We start from the raw sequence: 17,335 nt of genomic DNA, 5'->3' as shown, positions 1-17,335 counted from the left end.
GAGTGAAATATATGAAAAATGTAGTAACTAGTGTAATGCCTGATAGTATTGCTGAAGAAGTCGGCATTGAAGTAAATGATATTCTATTATCAATTAATGGAGAAAAGATAGTTGATATTATTGACTACAGGTTTTTAACTGCAGATGAAGAGATAGTTTTAGAAATTCAAAAACCAGATGGAGAAGTTTGGGAATATGAGATAGAAAAAGATTATGGTGAAGAAATAGGATTAGAATTTGGCGGAGGAATAATGGATAAAGCCAAAAGATGTAGTAATAAATGCATGTTCTGTTTCATAGATCAAAATCCAAAGGGAATGAGAGAAAGTATATATTTTAAGGATGATGATTCACGTCTTTCATTCTTACAAGGTAACTTTGTTACATTAACAAATATGAAGGATGAAGATATAGAGAGAATAATAAGATATAGAATCAGTCCTATAAATATTTCTGTACATACAACAAATCCAGAACTAAGGGTTAAGATGCTTGGAAATAGGTTTGCAGGGCGAGTTTATGAAAGACTTAAACGTCTAAGTGATGCTGGTATTGAAATGCATTGTCAGATAGTACTTATTCCAGAAGTAAATAATGGTGAAGAGCTTAGAAAGACAATAGAAGACTTATATAAGTTATATCCGGCAGTAGAAAATATTGCAGTAGTACCTATAGGTGTAACTAAATACAGAGAAGGATTAGTGCAGGTTAAGACTTTTACAGAGGAAACAGCCAAAAAGGAACTAGAAATGGTTATGGAATTCCAAGAAAAGTTTATGGAGGATATAGGTGATCCTTTTGTAAGATTTTCTGATGAATTCTATTTGGTTGCAGGAATAGATGTACCAGATGAAGAATTCTATAAGGGGTACGCTCAAATTGAAGATGGAATAGGTATGATTAGATGCTTTAGAGAATCAATCAATAACAGTATAGGACACTTAAAGAAGGATATAAAGGGAACTTTTAGTATAGCAACAGGAAAGCTAGCTTACAATGAAGTTTCTAGTGGAGTTGCAAAAATTATGGAAGCTAATAATAATATCAAGATAGATACATATAAAATAACTAATAATTTTTTTGGCGAATCTATTACAGTAACAGGACTTTTAACTGGTAGAGATATTATTAACCAAATTAAAGATAAAATAAGCAGCGATTATTTAATAATGTCTAGTAACATGTTTAGAAAAGGATATGAACTAGCGCCAGCTGACTTTATAATGCTTGATGATACTAGATTAGAAGAAATTGAAAAAGCGCTAAATGTAAAAGTTCTTGTATGTGATCATACAGGTGAAGATTTAGTTGATATAATAAATAAAGCTTGTCAGGAGGAAAAATAGTGGCAAAACAAATAGTAGCTATAGTAGGTAGACCTAATGTAGGTAAATCTACATTATTTAATAAATTAGCAGGAAAGAGAATTTCAATAGTACAAGATACACCAGGTGTTACAAGAGATAGAGTGTATGCAGAAGCAGAATGGCTAAGTCATACATTTACAATGATTGATACTGGTGGGATTGAACCAGAAAATCAAGATATCATCTTAACTCAAATGAGAAGGCAGGCAAATATAGCCATTGAAACAGCTGATGTAATAGTATTTATAGTTGATGGTAAAGAAGGGCTTACAGCAGCAGATCATGAAGTTGCAACAATGCTTAGAAAAAGCAAGAAGCCGATAGTTCTTGTTGTTAATAAAGTTGATTCTTTGAAAGAGGAAGATAATGCATGGGAATTCTATAATTTAGGTATAGGTGATCCAATAACTATATCAGCATCTCAAGGATTAGGACTTGGAGATATGCTTGATAGAGTAGTTGAAAATTTTGAAGAGGAATCAACTGGTGAAGAGGAAGAAGAAGATATAAAAATTGCTATGATAGGTAAACCAAATGTTGGAAAATCTTCTCTTATTAATAAATTATTAGGTGAAGAAAGGTTAATAGTTTCAGATGTTGCTGGCACAACAAGAGATGCCATAGACAGTAAGCTTGAAACTGAATTTGGTAAATTTACTCTTATTGATACTGCTGGTCTTAGAAGAAAGAGCAAAGTTAAAGAAGAAATTGAAAGATATTCAGTTATTAGAACTTATGCTGCCATAGAAAGAGCAGATGTATGTATACTTATGATAGATGCAACTGAAGGTGTTACAGAGCAAGATGAAAAGATAATTGGTTATGCTCATGAGTTAGGAAAAGCAATAATGGTTATAGTAAATAAGTGGGATCTTATTGAAAAAGATGATAAAACTATGGATATCTACAAGAAAGACCTTGCAAGTAGTTTAAAATTCTTAAGCTATGCAAAATACTTATTTATATCAGCTAAAACTGGTCAAAGAACACATAAGGTATTAGAAGTAGCTAAAGAATGTTACGATAACTACAATAAGAGAATAGGAACTGGTATATTAAACGATGTAGTAAGTAAGGCAATCTTAATGAAAGAGCCTCCGGTAGTTGCATTAAAGAGACTTAAGGTTTATTATGCTACACAAGTAGCTACAAAGCCACCAAAGTTTGTATTCTTTGTTAACGATGTAAATGCAAGACACTTCTCTTATGAAAGATATTTAGAAAATAGATTAAGAGATAGCTTTGATTTCAGTGGAACTGGAATTCAAATTGAATATAGAGAAAGAAAGGATAAATAATTATGAGTAAAGTGGCTTTTTTAGGTGGAGGTAGTTTTGGAACTGCCCTAGCTATTTTATTAGCAAACAAAGGAAATGATGTTTCTATTTTTGATAGAGATATTAATGTTGTAAATGATATAAATAGTGGGAAAAACGATAAATATATTAAAGGTTTAAAGATACCTAAAAATGTCATTGCTTATAATGATGAAGATGCTGCATTAAATGGATGTGAATATGTAGTTTTAGCTGTTCCTTCTCATGTTATAAGAGTGGTATCAAATAGCCTTAAGGGAAAGATACCAGAATCTGTTCCTGTAATATGTATAGCAAAAGGAATAGAGGAAGGAACAAATAAAACTTTAGCGGAAGTTATTGAAGAAGAACTATCAAATCCAGTAGTTATCCTTTCAGGTCCAAGTCATGCTGAAGAAGTAGCTTTTGGAATTCCAACAACAGTATTAACTACATCACATGATATGAAATATGCCGAAGAAGTACAAGATTTATTTATGACTACAGAATTTAGAGTATATACTAATGATGATATTATTGGTGTTGAAATAGGTGGAGCTATAAAGAATGTAATAGCTTTGGCTTCAGGTGTATGTGATGGTATTGGATATGGAGATAATACAAAAGCAGCATTAATGACAAGAGGTATGGCTGAAATTGTAAGAGTGGGACTAAAGTTAGGTGGAAAGATTGAAACATTCTTAGGTCTTACAGGTATGGGAGATTTAATAGTAACTTGTACAAGTGTACATTCTAGAAATAGGAAAGCTGGTTATCTTATTGGTACAGGAAAGACCATGGAAGAAGCTGTAGAAGAAACAGGTATGGTTGTTGAGGGCATTAAAGCATGCAAAGCATTCTATGAATTAAAAGAAGAATTGGGTATTGAAATGCCAATTACTGATGCATTATACCAAGTGTTATTTAAGGGCAAGAATGCTAAAGAAATGGTAAATATGCTTTTACAAAGAGATAAGAAATCAGAAACATATTAGATGAAACAGCTACAAAATCATTGAATTTTGTAGCTGTTTTTTTAAATAAAAAATACAAAACAGTATACTTTTTTTCAAAATAGAATATATATATAGTGTTAAAAATAAAAGGGGGTATACTTGTGGATAGTTTCAACATATACAGAGACATTGCAGAAAGGACTCAAGGCGACATATATGTAGGTGTTGTTGGTCCTGTAAGGACAGGGAAGTCAACATTCATCAAGAAATTTATGGACACCATGGTAATACCTAAGATAAATAATACTTATAAAAAAGAAAGAGCTAAAGATGAACTTCCACAAAGTGGATCAGGAAAAACAATTCATACTACAGAACCCAAGTTTGTACCTAATGAAGCTATTGAAATAACTATAGATGATGATGTGAAATTTAAGGTAAGATTAATTGACTGTGTAGGATATATTGTTAAAGGGGCTTTAGGATATTTAGAAGATGAGGAACCTAAAATGGTTAATACCCCATGGTATGAATATGAAATACCTTTTGAAGATGCAGCTGAAATAGGAACAAGAAAGGTTATTACAGATCATTCAACTATAGGACTTTTAGTAACTACTGATGGAAGTATCACAGGCCTTGCAAGAGAAGATTATGTGGAAGCTGAAGAAAGAGTAGTTGAAGAGCTTAAATCAATCAATAAGCCTTTTGTAGTTGTACTTAATACTAAAAACATAAATTCCCCTGAAACAGAAAGCTTAAAAAATGATCTTGAAAAAAAATATGACGTAACAGTACAGGTTATGGATGTATTTAATATGACAGAAAAAGATATAGAAAAATTATTTAATCAAGTACTTACTGAATTCCCAGTTAAAGAGATAAATATAGATATGCCTGTGTGGATTGAAAAATTAAGTCCTGATCACTGGTTGAAAAAAGAATTCTTTAAGATTATTAAGGGAATGTGTCAAAATATTAATAAGATTAAGGATATTAAACCAATATTTAATGAAGCTAAAAATACAGAAAATTTAGGATCGTCTGCTTTAGAGCAAATTAATTTAGGGGATGGAACAGCTAAAATGCTTTTAAAGCCTAGTGAAGACATATTCTATAAGGTATTAAGTGAAAATTGTGATGTTAATGTATCATCAGAAAGTGATTTAATAGTATTAATAAAAGAATTAAATGCAGCTAAAAAGGAATATGACAAGATAAAGGATGCATTGATAGATGTTAAGGAAACAGGCTATGGACTTGTAGCACCACAATTATCTGAAATGTCATTTGAGGAGCCGGAGATAGTTAAGCAGGGTAGTAAGTTTGGCGTGAAGTTAAAAGCAAGTGCACCATCATTACATTTTATTAAAGCTGATATAAAGACAGAAATAAGTCCTATAATGGGTTCAGAAAAAGAAAGTGAAGAATTAGTAAAAGCTTTAATGGATCAGTATGATAAGGATCCAGCATCATTATGGCAAAGCAATATGTTTGGAAAATCTTTAGAAGTATTGGTCAAAGAAGGGTTACAAAATAAATTATATAAAATGCCAGAAGATGTTCAGACCAAAATTCAAAAAACATTGCAGAAGATTATAAATGAAGGCAGTGGTGGATTAATCTGCATTATTTTATAGCAAAGTGTATATAAATAATCTGTTGCTTAAATAAAGTGGCAGATTATTTGATTTTATAAAATTAAGATTAAAAAGTAGTAAATAATATACCTATATTGAATAAAATATATTAAGCAGATACTATAAAGTGCTTAATATAAAAAGTTAAGAGGGATATTATGGATAGCAGATTTTGTACCTATAAAAGAGTAGGATATTTAAAAAGTCATATCGCCAATATGATAGGTATAGATTTCACTGGAATAATATATGCTTCTCCAGGTGTATTAAAGCATATTAATAAGAGGCATGGAAAGCAATTTAATACAAGGTCAAATGATACCATCATAATGTGGATGAGAGATATAATTGAAAAACCAGATTATATAGGAGTATATACTAATAAAAGGGGACAGACTGCTGTGCAAATAATAAAAAGGATGTATAGGAGCATCCTTGTAGGTATTGAAATAGATAGAGAGAAAAAATATATATATGTTGCAACTATGTATCCTATCAGTGAAGAGAAAATTAATAGTAAGCTTAAAAGTAGAAAATTAATTGATATAAGAGAAGATATTAAAATGGTTGAATTTTATATTATATAAATATATAATTTAATTTAAGACAATAGTATAATTTTAAATTTAGCAATGCTTGATTTTTGAGGTGAGAAATGGCTCCTCATACGCTGATATAATGAATTCTATCAGTAAACAGAGATGCAGGACAAGCCGACCTGCCAATAATCAAAGTATGATTGATATAGAGATGAAATTTATGATAACTAAAGTATAAGATGGAGGAAGAACATGAAAAAGATAGCAATAATATTTAATGGCGGAACAATATCTATGAAAATAGATGAGAAGATAAAAGCAGCTGTGCCAAGCCTGTCTGCGGATGAAATTATGTCTATGATTCCAGGAGTAGAGGATTATGCAGAAATTGAAGCATATACTTTTTCAAGTATGCCATCACCACATATGACTTTGGAAACAATGCTTAAATTAAGTGAATTTACTACGGAACTTGTTGAAAGAGATGATATAGATGGTGTTGTAATAACTCATGGAACAGATACTCTTGAAGAAACTGCTTATCTTTTAGATCTTACTGTGAAAACAAAAAAGCCAGTAGTGGTTACAGGGGCTATGAGAAGTGGTTCTGAACTTGGATATGATGGTCCTTTTAATTTAGCAACTTCGATTTGTACAGCTATTTCTGATGAAGCTGTAGGAAGAGGGGTGTTAGTTTGCTTTAATGGAGAATTGAACTCTGCTTCAGAAGTTACAAAAGCAAATTCAATGGCTCTTAATGCTTTTAGAACACCAAATTTTGGACCAATAGGTATTGTTGATAATGATAATGTTATTTTTTATAGAGATGCCAATCATTTAGAAAAATATGATGTTTCAAAAATTGAAAAACAGGTTGCTCTTATAAAATGTGTTGTAGATATGGATTCAAGCTACATAGATTATTTGATTGAAAAGGGCTACGGCGGAATAGTAATAGAAGCTTTAGGTAGGGGAAATGTACCACCAAAGATGGTAGAGGGTATAAAAAAAGCTATTGAACTTGAAATTCCAGTGGTAGTAGTTTCAAGATGTTTTGAAGGAAGAGTTTTTGAGTCATATGGATATGAAGGTGGAGGAAAGCAATTAAAGAATTTAGGCGTTATATTTGGGGATACTCTTCCAGGGCAAAAAGCAAGAATCAAGCTGATATTAGCAATTAACAGTGGAATGAATATTCATGAAGTTGCTAAAGTATTTTAAAGAGATAAAAAATAATTTTTAATATTATAGTTATATTTGACAAATAAGTCATAATAGATTGTTTTATGAATAAATCTATTATGACTTTTATTTCTATAATATTTCTTTAAAAATAGAAAAAATTCAATAAAATTCAAAAGATTTTATTGAATTTATCTTTACATAATATGGTAATATAAAAGGGGGGTGTTTATCTTGGTTACGTATGACCTAAAAGGAAAAGAAAAAAAATCAAAAAAATACTATGAAACAGCTAGGAAAATATCAAAAAGAATATTGGAAAATATAATTATTACAGGTGAAGATTTTTTAGCTGACTATATGAGGTATATAGAAGAACATAAAATTGAAAGCCTTAGAAGCAGAGAAGAGTATTCTATAGAAATTTTACTTATAGGAGTACTTATGCTTGAATATATGGATAATGGACGTGCATTTATGAATAAGTCTGTTCATTTATATGTAAGTCTTAATGGGCTTAGAAAGGCTAGTGAAAAATTTAGGCCTTTTATTGATAAATTAAGAGGAATATTAATCAATAGAGTGCTTACAAAGAAGAAAAAAGGAATAAATAATTATACTCTTTATGATTTTTATTTAGTAATTAGATGGATGGAAGCAGTAGGAGATTTTGAAGAAGAGCTTAAGAGAATAAAGGGGTGGTACTTATTCCTGGAGGCAGAGGATAATGAATTTGTAGAAGAATTTTTAATATATAGTGAAGAGATAGCAAAATGGATGTGTAGCATATGTGAGAATAAATTAGGTAATTATTTAAGCAATGTAGATAGTTATCTGAATAGTTATAAAGAAGCTCATAAGGGTAAGGAAGACATAATTTTTTGTGGAAGAAGTAAAAATCAGTATTATTTAAATATGATTGGTGCAGAAATTATGAATGATGTATATAAAGAGAGTTTTGTCAATTGCAAGGAAAAGCGAGTGTATTTACCTTCATGCATGAGAAAAGATAAAGAAACTTGTAAAGCTATAAAGATCAATGAAGGATTTAAGTGTATGAAGTGTAATAAGAGGTGTTCTGTAAGAACTATTACATTAATAGGAGAGAGTAAAGGTTTTGATAGCAGGATAATTCCACATCAAACATCTCTCTTTGACATTAGAGGAAAAAATGAAATAGGTGTTGTAGGTATTGCTTGTATATTAAATTTATTAGCTGGTGGATGGAAAGCAATAAGAATGGAATTTATACCACAATGTGTAGTTTTAGAGTATTGTGGATGTGCTCATCATTGGTGTGAAAAAGATGTGCCTGCAGAAATAAATTATTCTGTGTTTAGAGAAAAATTTATAAAGATTTCAAAGTAAATATGAACAATTTGTTAACAAAATATTGACATAAAAAAAGTATGAATATAAACTATTTACTATCAGGAAGAAAGGTTAGTGAGCAAAGTTATGGTAAAAAGTATGACTAGCTTTGGAAGAAGCAGTAGCGAAGAAGGTAAAAAAAGATTTTTTACTGTAGAAATGAAAAGTGTGAACAGTAGATATTTAGATATTAATATCAGAATGCCTAAAAGTATTATTTCTTTAGAGGAAGAAATAAGAAAAAGAATAAATGAATCACTTTCAAGAGGAAAGGTAGATGTGTTTATTAATCTAAAATCATATTCTGATGGTCAGGAAGTTCCAAAATTAAACTTAAAATTAGCACAGGAGTATTTAAATTGCTTAAAACAAATTGAAGATAACCTTTGTGTGAAAAATGATGTTACAGTAACTCAGATAGCAAGATTTCCTGAAGTTATCACTATGGTAGAAGAAGAGGATAAAATCGATGAGATCTCTGAAGAACTTACACCTTTAATATCAGAAGCATTAGCAATGATGATAAAAATGAGGGAAGTTGAAGGAGAAAAACTTAAAGAAGATATACTTCTAAAGATTAGTAAGATAGAAAATTTAGTATCTGACTTAAATTCTTTAGCAGACAATGTTCCTAAAAACTACAAGGTGAAGTTAGAAGAAAGGCTAAAAGAGCTTTCAGGTTCAATGGAAATAGATGAAAGTAGAATTGCTACAGAAATATGCCTTTTTGCTGATAAATCTACAATAGATGAAGAAATTATCAGATTAAATAGTCATATTCAGCAAGTAAGACAAACTTTAGAGTTAAGAGAGCCTGTTGGTAGAAAATTAGATTTTATTATTCAAGAAATGAATAGGGAAACAAACACTATAGGATCAAAATCATGTGATATGGAAATGACTAATATAGTCATTGATATAAAAAATATTTTAGAAAAAATTAGAGAACAAGTGCAAAATATAGAATAATAGGAGGAGAATCATGGGGATAAAGTTAATTAATATAGGTTTTGGAAACATTGTTTCTGCAAATAGATTAGTTGCAATAGTTAGTCCGGAATCAGCACCCATAAAGAGAATTATTCAAGAAGCTAGAGATAGAGGGATGCTAATTGATGCAAGTTTTGGTAGAAGAACAAGAGCTGTAATAATTACTGATAGCGATCATGTAATATTATCAGCTGTTCAGCCTGAAACAATAGCACATAGATTATCTACTAAAGAAGAAGCAATAGATGAGGTTGATGAATAATGAATAAGAGAGGATTATTACTCGTTATATCTGGACCATCTGGTGCAGGTAAAGGTACTATATGCAAAGCTCTAGTTGAGAAGCATAAAGAATTATATGTTTCTGTATCAGCAACAACTAGACAGCCAAGAGTAGGAGAAGTTGATGGTGTAAACTATCATTTCACTACTAAAGAACAATTTGTTGAAAGAATAGAACAAAATGATTTCCTTGAATATGCTGAAGTATATGGAAATTATTATGGAACACCTAAGTCTAAGGTTGAAGAAATGCTATCAAAGGGTATTGATGTAATTTTAGAAATAGATATTCAAGGTGCGCTTAAAGTAAAAGAAAACTTTGAAGAGGGTGTATTCATTTTTATTCTTCCTCCATCAATGGAAGAATTAAAACAAAGAATTATTAAAAGGGGAAGTGAAACTCCTGAGTCATTAATGACAAGATTTAAATCTGCATATCAAGAATTAAACTATGTATCTAAATATAACTATGCAGTAGTAAATGATGAAGTACATCTTGCTTCTAAGAAAATAGAAGGTATTATAGCAGCAGAAAAATGTAGAGTAGATAGAATAAAAGAAACAATATTAGATTCCAAGGAGGGCTTGATTCATGAACAACTCTATGATTAATCCATCAATAACAGAACTTTTAGAAAAGGTAGAAGATAGATACTCTTTAGTAATAGTAACATCTAGAAGAGCTAGACAAATAATAGATGGCAGTGAGCCATTAACTACAAATAAATCAAAAAAACCTTTAACACTTGCTATACATGAAGTTGAAGAAGGAGCAGTAAGCTATCATAAAAATGAAGAGGTAACAGAGTAGATTTATGAAAAAATGTGTAGTAATTGGTGTAACAGGTGGTATAGCTGTTTATAAGGCATTAGATATAATCAGCGCTTTAAAAAAGAAGGATATAGATGTAAGGGTTATAATGACAGATTCAGCAACGAAATTTATAAATCCAATAACTTTCCAATCTTTAAGCAATAATGCTGTAGCAGTAGATACCTTTCAAGAGATAAAGGTTCATGAAATACAACATATTTCATTGGCTCAAAGAGCAGACTTAATGCTAATTGCACCAGCTACAGCTAATATTATAGGAAAAGTTGCAAATGGCATAGCAGATGATATGCTTTCAACAACTATAATGGCTTGTAAATCTAAAGTTATATTTGCGCCTGCTATGAACACCAATATGTATGAGAATAGAATTGTACAGGAGAATATTGAAAAGTTAAAAGTCTACGGATATGGTTTTATTGAGCCAGGTAGTGGAAGATTAGCTTGTGGAGATATAGGCGTAGGTAAGCTTGCTGATGTTTCTGATATAGTAGAGAGGGTTTTAGTTGAACTTAAAAATAAAGAACAAGATTTGGTTGGTAAAAAAGTGCTAATAAGTGCAGGACCAACAATAGCTCCTATAGATCCTGTAAGATTTATAACAAATAGGTCAACAGGAAAGATGGGATATTCAATTGCTAAAGAAGCAAGAGATAGAGGGGCTGATGTGATATTAGTATCTGGTCCAACAAATTTACCGACAATTAAAGGGATAAAGACCATTAAAATTAATACTAATGAAGAAATGAAGTTAGCTATGCTATCTGAATACAATGATTCAGATATTGTTATTAAATCAGCTGCAGTGGCAGATTATAAGCCACTGGAATATAGCAAGGAGAAGATTAAAAAATCTGAAGGTGGCTGGAACTTAGTCCTTACAAGGGATAGTGATATTCTTAGAGAACTAGGTGAAAGAAAAAGTAAACAGATATTAGTTGGCTTTGCAGCTGAAAGCAATAATGTTATAGAAAACGCAAGAACAAAGATTCATAAGAAAAATCTAGATTATATTGTAGCAAATGATATTACTGCAAGTGATGCTGGATTTGGTAGTGAGGATAATAGGGTTACAATTTTATCAAAGGATGGGGAAACTTTGAATTTAGATAAAATGAGTAAATCTGAGGTAGCTTGCAACATATTTGATATGATTTTAAGAAAGCGCTAACTGCGCTTTTCTTTATATAATAGAAAGTATTTAAACCAATATAAAGGTGGTATTTTAAATTTGTATGCAGAAATAATATTAAATAGTGAAGCAATTGAAATTGACAGACCATTTACATATAAAGTACCTTTAGATATGGAACAAAAAGTTAAAGTGGGGCAAATGGTAAGAGTTCCTTTTGGAGTTAGGAGTAAGCCTGTAGAAGGATTTATTTTAGATTTGAAAGAAGAAGAAATAAAGGTTTCTTTTAAAATAAAGAACATACTTTCTGTTGAAAATGAAGAGCCAGTTATAACAGAAGAGGATCTTAAGCTTATTAATTTCTTAAGAGAAGAATATCTTTGTAAATATATTGATGCCATAAGACTACTTATTCCAGTTGGAATATTAAAAGGAGCTAAAAGTAAAAGTAGGAGCGTAATTGTTTATATAGATGATAATCTTGAAAGTATAAAAAATAGTGATGGCTATCTAGAAGTAATTAATTTTATAAAAAGAAATACAGGGAAATACACTAAAAGTGAGCTTACTAAGGAGCATGGAGTTTCTCTTTATAAACTTAACAAGCTTATAGAGCATGGGCTTATAAAAAGTGAAAAGGAGATTGTATTTAGATATAACACTAGGGAATATAATAAGGACGTAGAAAAAAAATTAACAGCAGAGCAGTCTATGGCCATTGAAGCAATTGAAGATAGCGAAGAAAATTTGATATTGTTAAAAGGAGTTACTGGTTCAGGTAAAACTGAGGTATATATGAGGCTTGTTGAAAAAGTACTCACAGAAGGAAAATCAGCTATAGTATTAGTTCCGGAAATTGCCCTTACACCACAGATGATTGAAAGGTTCAAAGGTAGATTTGGTAGCAATGTAGCTTTGTTTCATAGCAAGCTTTCTGATGGAGAAAGATTCGATGAGTGGTATAGGGTTAAAGAAGGAAAAGCATCATTGATTATAGGAGCAAGAAGTGCCATATTCCTTCCAGCAAGAAAATTAGGACTTATTATTATAGATGAAGAACATGAAAACACTTATAAGTCTGATCAAAATCCTAAGTATCAAACAAAAGAAGTAGCTGAATTTATATCAAAGCTGAAAGGGTGCAAAGTTATCTTAGGTTCTGCCACACCAACAATTGAAAGTTATTATAGAGCTATTAGTGGTGAAATGAAGTTGGTGGAACTAAATCATAGAATAGATAATAGACCTATGCCGGAAATGAAACTAGTGGATATGAGAGAAGAACTTAGAAGTGGTAATAAATCAATTTTTAGTAGAAGATTATATGCTAGTATGCAACAGAAGTTAGAAAAGGGAGAACAAATTATCTTATTTTTAAATAGAAGAGGTTTTTCCACCTTTGTATCATGTCGAAGTTGTGGATATGTTTTTGATTGTGAAAATTGTGATATATCAATGACTTATCACAAAAATGGTTTCCTTGTGTGCCATTATTGTGGTAAAACAAAGAAACAGCCTAATTTGTGTCCAAAGTGCGGAAGCAAATATGTAAAATTTTTTGGTGCTGGTACAGAAAGAGTAGAAGAAGAAGTACGAAAATATTTAAAAAATGCTAAAATATTAAGAATGGATGTTGATACTACAAGGGCGAAAGATTCTCATGAAAAAATCTATAATGCTTTTAAAGCAGGAGAAGCTGATATTTTAATTGGTACTCAAATGGTATCTAAAGGTTTAGACTTTCCTAATGTTACATTAGTAGGAATACTTTCAGCTGATATGTCTTTAAATTTACCAGACTATAGGGCAGCAGAAAGAAGCTTTCAGATAATTACGCAAGTGGCAGGGCGTGCTGGTAGAGGGGAAAAAGAGGGAGAGGTAATAGTTCAGACGTATACTCCAGAACATTACAGCCTTCAATATGCCAAGAAATATGATTATGAAGATTTTTATGAAAAGGAATTTACCATAAGGGCTATGATGGGATATCCTCCTTTTGGAAGAATATTATTAATTAATGGTATTGGAAAAAATGAAGATGAATTGAAAAAACAGATGATTTTTCTAGGGAAAAAGGTTAAGGAAAAAGCTGAAGAGTTTGGAGGTTTAGAAGTTTTAGGCCCAACACCTTGCATAATATATAAAATTAAGGAAAATTATAGGTGGCAGATTATTGTGAAAGGTGAATTTTCATCAAAGTTTTCAAAAAGTATTAAGGATTTACTTTATGATAAGGCAAATAACGTATATAATGATATAAGAGTAAGTATGGATATAAATCCGAATAGTTTAAGTTAGGAGGAATAAAATAATGGCAATTAGAAATATAAGGGTAAAAGGTGACGAAGTATTAAGAAAGAAATGTAAGCCAGTTGAAGCAATAGGCAAAAGGGAAATGATTATTCTTCAAGATATGGCAGATACTATGTATAAGGCTGATGGTGTTGGAATAGCAGCGCCTCAAGTTGGTATTTTAAAGAGAATGTTCCTTGTAGATATTGGTGATGAAAACGGACTTATGGTATTTATAAATCCTGAAATACTAGAAGTTTCAGGAAGTCAATGCGGAGATGAAGGATGCTTAAGCTTGCCAGGTGAATCACATGAAGTGGAAAGACCTAATTATGTAAAAGTTAAAGCTTTTAATGAAAAGGGAGAAGAGTTTATCCTTGAGGGAGAAGAACTTCTTGCAAGAGCAATACTACATGAAAATGACCATTTAGATGGTATATTATATATAGACCACGTTAAATAAGAAAGGAATAAAGAGAGATATGAAGATAGTATTTATGGGTACTCCGGATTTTGCAGTTCCTTCTTTAAAAAGATTGATTGAAAAATATGGAGTAGAAGCAGTATTTACTCAGCCAGATAAACCAAAGGGAAGAGGAAAGAAAATGGCCTTTTCACCAGTAAAAGAGGTGGCTGTAGAACATGATATTAAAGTTTTTCAACCATTAAAACTAAAGGAAGATAAAGAGACAATAGAATATTTAAAGGAGCTTAAACCAGACTTTATAATAGTTGTAGCATATGGACAGATACTTACAAAGGAAGTATTAGATATTCCAACCTATGGATGTATAAATCTTCACGCCTCTCTTCTACCTATGTATAGAGGGGCAGCACCTTTAAATTGGGTTATAGTAAATGGTGAGAAAAAGAGTGGTAATACTACTATGCTTATGGATGTAGGATTAGACACTGGAGATATGCTTTTAAAGGATGAAATTGATATAACAGAAGACATGACTGCTGGTGAATTACATGATATCCTTATGGATAGAGGAGCTAATCTTTTAGTAGATACAATCGATGGATTGCAAAAAGGTACTATTACACCTATTAAGCAAGAAGGTGAAACATGTTATGCTAAGATGTTAAATAAGGAAATAGCAAAAATAGATTGGAATTATTCTTCAAGAGAAGTACATAACTTAATTAGGGGTCTAAATCCATGGCCGATAGCGCATACAAGTTATCAAGGACAGACAATGAAAATTTATGAAAGTTCTTATTTAAATGAAGATTCAAATAAAGAAGCAGGGACAGTTTTATCTGTAGATAAAACAGGAATGAAAGTTTCATGTGGTAATGGTATATTATTAGTTAAAAAGGTGCAATTCCCTAATGGAAAGCCTTTAACAATAGAACAATATATAAATGGTAATTCTATAGAAGAAGGAATAAAGCTTATATAGATTTATCACGAAAGGAGAGTTTTGGATGTTCTATCCTTTTTATTATGACAAAACAATGTTAATATTGATTCCAGCAGTAATTATTGCTTTTTGGGCTCAAAGTAAAGTAAGTAGTACTTATAGGAAATATAGAGAACAACGTATGGCAAACGGCTACACAGGAGAACAAGTGGCTAGAATGATCTTAGATGGTGCAGGTCTTTATAATGTTCCAGTTTTACTTACAGAAGGAGAACTTTCAGATCATTATGATCCTAGCAAAAGACTAATTAAATTATCAAGAGATATTTTTTATGGAAATTCAATTGCGGCAGCTGGTATAGCTGCTCATGAAGTAGGGCATGCAATACAACATCAAAAAGCCTATAAGCCTTTGGTGTTAAGAACCAGTATAGCTACAGGGGTTAATTTTGCAAGTCAGGCATCTATGATATTATTTATCTTAGGAATATTCCTATCAATACCTAAACTAACAACTATAGGAATCATATTCTTTTCAGCTACAGTGTTTTATCAGCTTATAACACTTCCAGTTGAATTTAATGCTTCAAGACGAGCTTTAGATATATTAGAAAGCAGATCTATCCTTTTAGAAAATGAAGTATTAGGAGCAAAAAAGGTTTTAAGTGCTGCAGCGATGACATATGTGGCAGCAGCATTAATGTCAATAAGTCAATTGTTAAGACTTATATTAATAAATAATAGAAATAACGATTAAGAGGTAGTTTATGAACAGTAGAGAAATTGCATTAAATATAGTAAGTAGAGTTTTAGATGAGGGCGCTTATTCAAACTTAGTTCTTTCAAAGGAATTAAACGAAACAAATTTAGATGATAAAGACAGAGCATTAGTTACAGAATTAGTTTATGGAACAATAAGAAGAAAAAATACATTAGACACAATAATATCTAATTTTGTTAAAGATATTAAACTTATGGATAAAAAGGTTCTTAATATATTAAGAATTGCTATTTATCAAATGCATTTTTTAGATAAGGTTCCAGAATTTGCAGCATGTAATGAAGCCGTTGAATTAGCTAAATCTATTTCAGAGCAAAATGGGAAATTAGTAAATGGTATATTAAGAAGCTACACTAAAAACCCAGATGATATAGAAGTAAGTAATGGAGTAATTGATAGATTAGCATATCAATATTCATATGAACCATGGTTTATAAGAATGATTTATAAACAATATGGAGAAAAAGATGGTAAGAGAATATTAAGTGGATTAAATCAAACACCAAAAGTTACTGTAAGAGTAAATAACACAAAGTCTGATTTTGATGAAGTTTATGATAGACTTGAAGAAATGGGATATGATATTGAAGAAGGATATGCTTGTCCAGAAGCAGTAATCATTAGGGGTGGAAGATCAATTGAAAGTAACCCACTATTTATAGAGGGAGCAATAACAGTTCAAGATGAAAGTGCAATGCTTGTGGCACCTCTTCTAGATTTAGAAGAAAATGATACTGTTTTAGACTTATGTGCAGCACCAGGTGGAAAAACAACACATATTGCTGAATTATTAGAAGGAAAAGGTAAAGTTTACGGATTTGATTTACATGAAAATAAATTATCTTTAATTAAAGATAATGCTGAGAGATTAGGATTAAATAATATAGAAATTAAAGAGATGGATGCAACAAAAATAGATTCTTTATATGTATCATCAGCTGATAAGGTTCTTATTGACGTTCCATGTTCAGGTATTGGAATTATCAGAAAGAAACCAGAAATAAAATGGAATAAGACAAGAAAGTCATTAAAAGAGTTAATTCCAACTCAAAGAGAAATAATGGAAAATGCATGGCAATATTTAAAGAATGGTGGAATTATGATTTATTCTACATGTACACTAAATAAAGAAGAAAATGAAGATAATGTTGAATGGTTTGTAAATAAGCACAAAGATGCACAAGTTGAAAAAATATTCTTAGGAAGTATGGATAACTTTGTGTATAATTCAGATGGATCATTAACAATACTTCCAAATGAATATATGGATGGATTCTATATTGCTAAGATAGTTAAGAAATAGCAG

At 30.9% G+C, this 17,335-nt stretch carries 17 protein-coding genes; all 17 read left to right on the top strand.

All coding sequences use genetic code 11. From position 1 onward, the window contains the following. Window positions 1–11: 11 nt before the first annotated feature. The 17 genes from H8R92_RS05715 (at window position 12) to rsmB (ending at window position 17,332) form a co-directional block, all read left to right on the top strand. Window positions 12–1,346 carry a DUF512 domain-containing protein gene (locus tag H8R92_RS05715; RefSeq protein ID WP_022212280.1) on the top strand — a complete coding sequence of 445 codons (1,335 nt, stop codon included), beginning with the start codon at window positions 12–14 and terminating at the stop codon, window positions 1,344–1,346. Further along, window positions 1,346–2,665 (top strand): ribosome biogenesis GTPase Der, encoded by a 1,320-nt coding sequence (der, locus tag H8R92_RS05710; protein ID WP_186834939.1) that lies wholly within the window; start codon window positions 1,346–1,348, stop codon window positions 2,663–2,665. Before H8R92_RS05715 ends, der begins: the two co-directional genes overlap by 1 nt. 2 nt (window positions 2,666–2,667) lie before the next feature. Beyond that, a complete protein-coding gene (locus tag H8R92_RS05705; protein WP_186834938.1) occupies window positions 2,668–3,657 on the top strand; it encodes an NAD(P)H-dependent glycerol-3-phosphate dehydrogenase in 990 nt (329 codons plus the stop codon). A gap of 122 nt (window positions 3,658–3,779) precedes the next feature. Then, entirely contained in the window at window positions 3,780–5,258 is a 1,479-nt protein-coding gene (gene spoIVA, locus H8R92_RS05700) for a stage IV sporulation protein A (protein ID WP_186834937.1), read from the top strand. 158 nt (window positions 5,259–5,416) lie between these two features. Further along, the gene (locus tag H8R92_RS05695; protein WP_022212284.1) at window positions 5,417–5,845 is read left to right on the top strand and encodes a PBECR3 domain-containing polyvalent protein; all 429 of its coding nucleotides are present in this window, start codon (window positions 5,417–5,419) and stop codon (window positions 5,843–5,845) included. A 204-nt stretch (window positions 5,846–6,049) separates the two neighbouring features. After that, window positions 6,050–7,018 (top strand): asparaginase, encoded by a 969-nt coding sequence (locus H8R92_RS05690; RefSeq protein ID WP_186834936.1) that lies wholly within the window; start codon window positions 6,050–6,052, stop codon window positions 7,016–7,018. Window positions 7,019–7,213: 195 nt separating this feature from the next. Continuing rightward, window positions 7,214–8,347 carry a DUF116 domain-containing protein gene (locus H8R92_RS05685; RefSeq protein ID WP_186834935.1) on the top strand — a complete coding sequence of 378 codons (1,134 nt, stop codon included), beginning with the start codon at window positions 7,214–7,216 and terminating at the stop codon, window positions 8,345–8,347. Between the two features lie 90 nt (window positions 8,348–8,437). After that, the gene (locus tag H8R92_RS05680; protein WP_186834964.1) at window positions 8,438–9,319 is read left to right on the top strand and encodes a YicC/YloC family endoribonuclease; all 882 of its coding nucleotides are present in this window, start codon (window positions 8,438–8,440) and stop codon (window positions 9,317–9,319) included. A gap of 13 nt (window positions 9,320–9,332) precedes the next feature. Then, a complete protein-coding gene (gene remA / locus H8R92_RS05675; RefSeq protein WP_022168019.1) occupies window positions 9,333–9,602 on the top strand; it encodes an extracellular matrix/biofilm regulator RemA in 270 nt (89 codons plus the stop codon). Further along, entirely contained in the window at window positions 9,602–10,234 is a 633-nt protein-coding gene (gene gmk / locus H8R92_RS05670) for a guanylate kinase (protein WP_022212288.1), read from the top strand. Before remA ends, gmk begins: the two co-directional genes overlap by 1 nt. Further along, a complete protein-coding gene (gene rpoZ / locus H8R92_RS05665; protein ID WP_022212289.1) occupies window positions 10,215–10,433 on the top strand; it encodes a DNA-directed RNA polymerase subunit omega in 219 nt (72 codons plus the stop codon). The genes gmk and rpoZ overlap by 20 nt, the downstream gene beginning before the upstream one ends. 4 nt (window positions 10,434–10,437) lie before the next feature. Beyond that, complete coding sequence (gene coaBC / locus H8R92_RS05660) at window positions 10,438–11,625, top strand: bifunctional phosphopantothenoylcysteine decarboxylase/phosphopantothenate--cysteine ligase CoaBC (RefSeq protein WP_022212290.1); 1,188 nt, start codon at window positions 10,438–10,440, stop codon at window positions 11,623–11,625. Window positions 11,626–11,685: 60 nt separating this feature from the next. Further along, window positions 11,686–13,884: a primosomal protein N' gene (priA, locus tag H8R92_RS05655; protein WP_186834934.1), complete on the top strand. Its 2,199-nt coding sequence runs from the start codon at window positions 11,686–11,688 to the stop codon at window positions 13,882–13,884. 13 nt (window positions 13,885–13,897) lie between these two features. After that, a complete protein-coding gene (gene def, locus H8R92_RS05650) occupies window positions 13,898–14,341 on the top strand; it encodes a peptide deformylase (RefSeq protein WP_022212292.1) in 444 nt (147 codons plus the stop codon). Window positions 14,342–14,360: 19 nt separating this feature from the next. Beyond that, window positions 14,361–15,287: a methionyl-tRNA formyltransferase gene (gene fmt, locus H8R92_RS05645; protein WP_022212293.1), complete on the top strand. Its 927-nt coding sequence runs from the start codon at window positions 14,361–14,363 to the stop codon at window positions 15,285–15,287. A gap of 25 nt (window positions 15,288–15,312) precedes the next feature. Next, the gene (locus H8R92_RS05640) at window positions 15,313–16,005 is read left to right on the top strand and encodes a zinc metallopeptidase (RefSeq protein ID WP_022212294.1); all 693 of its coding nucleotides are present in this window, start codon (window positions 15,313–15,315) and stop codon (window positions 16,003–16,005) included. Window positions 16,006–16,015: 10 nt separating this feature from the next. Continuing rightward, window positions 16,016–17,332, top strand: coding sequence for a 16S rRNA (cytosine(967)-C(5))-methyltransferase RsmB (gene rsmB / locus H8R92_RS05635; RefSeq protein WP_186834933.1), 1,317 nt, complete (start codon window positions 16,016–16,018; stop codon window positions 17,330–17,332). Window positions 17,333–17,335: the final 3 nt, after the last annotated feature.

This window comes from Clostridium lentum, assembly GCF_014287815.1.
Classification (GTDB): Bacteria; Bacillota; Clostridia; order Clostridiales; family Clostridiaceae; genus Clostridium; species Clostridium lentum.
Note: the sequence above shows the minus strand (reverse complement) of the source record. Positions and strands in the feature narration are given on the sequence as shown.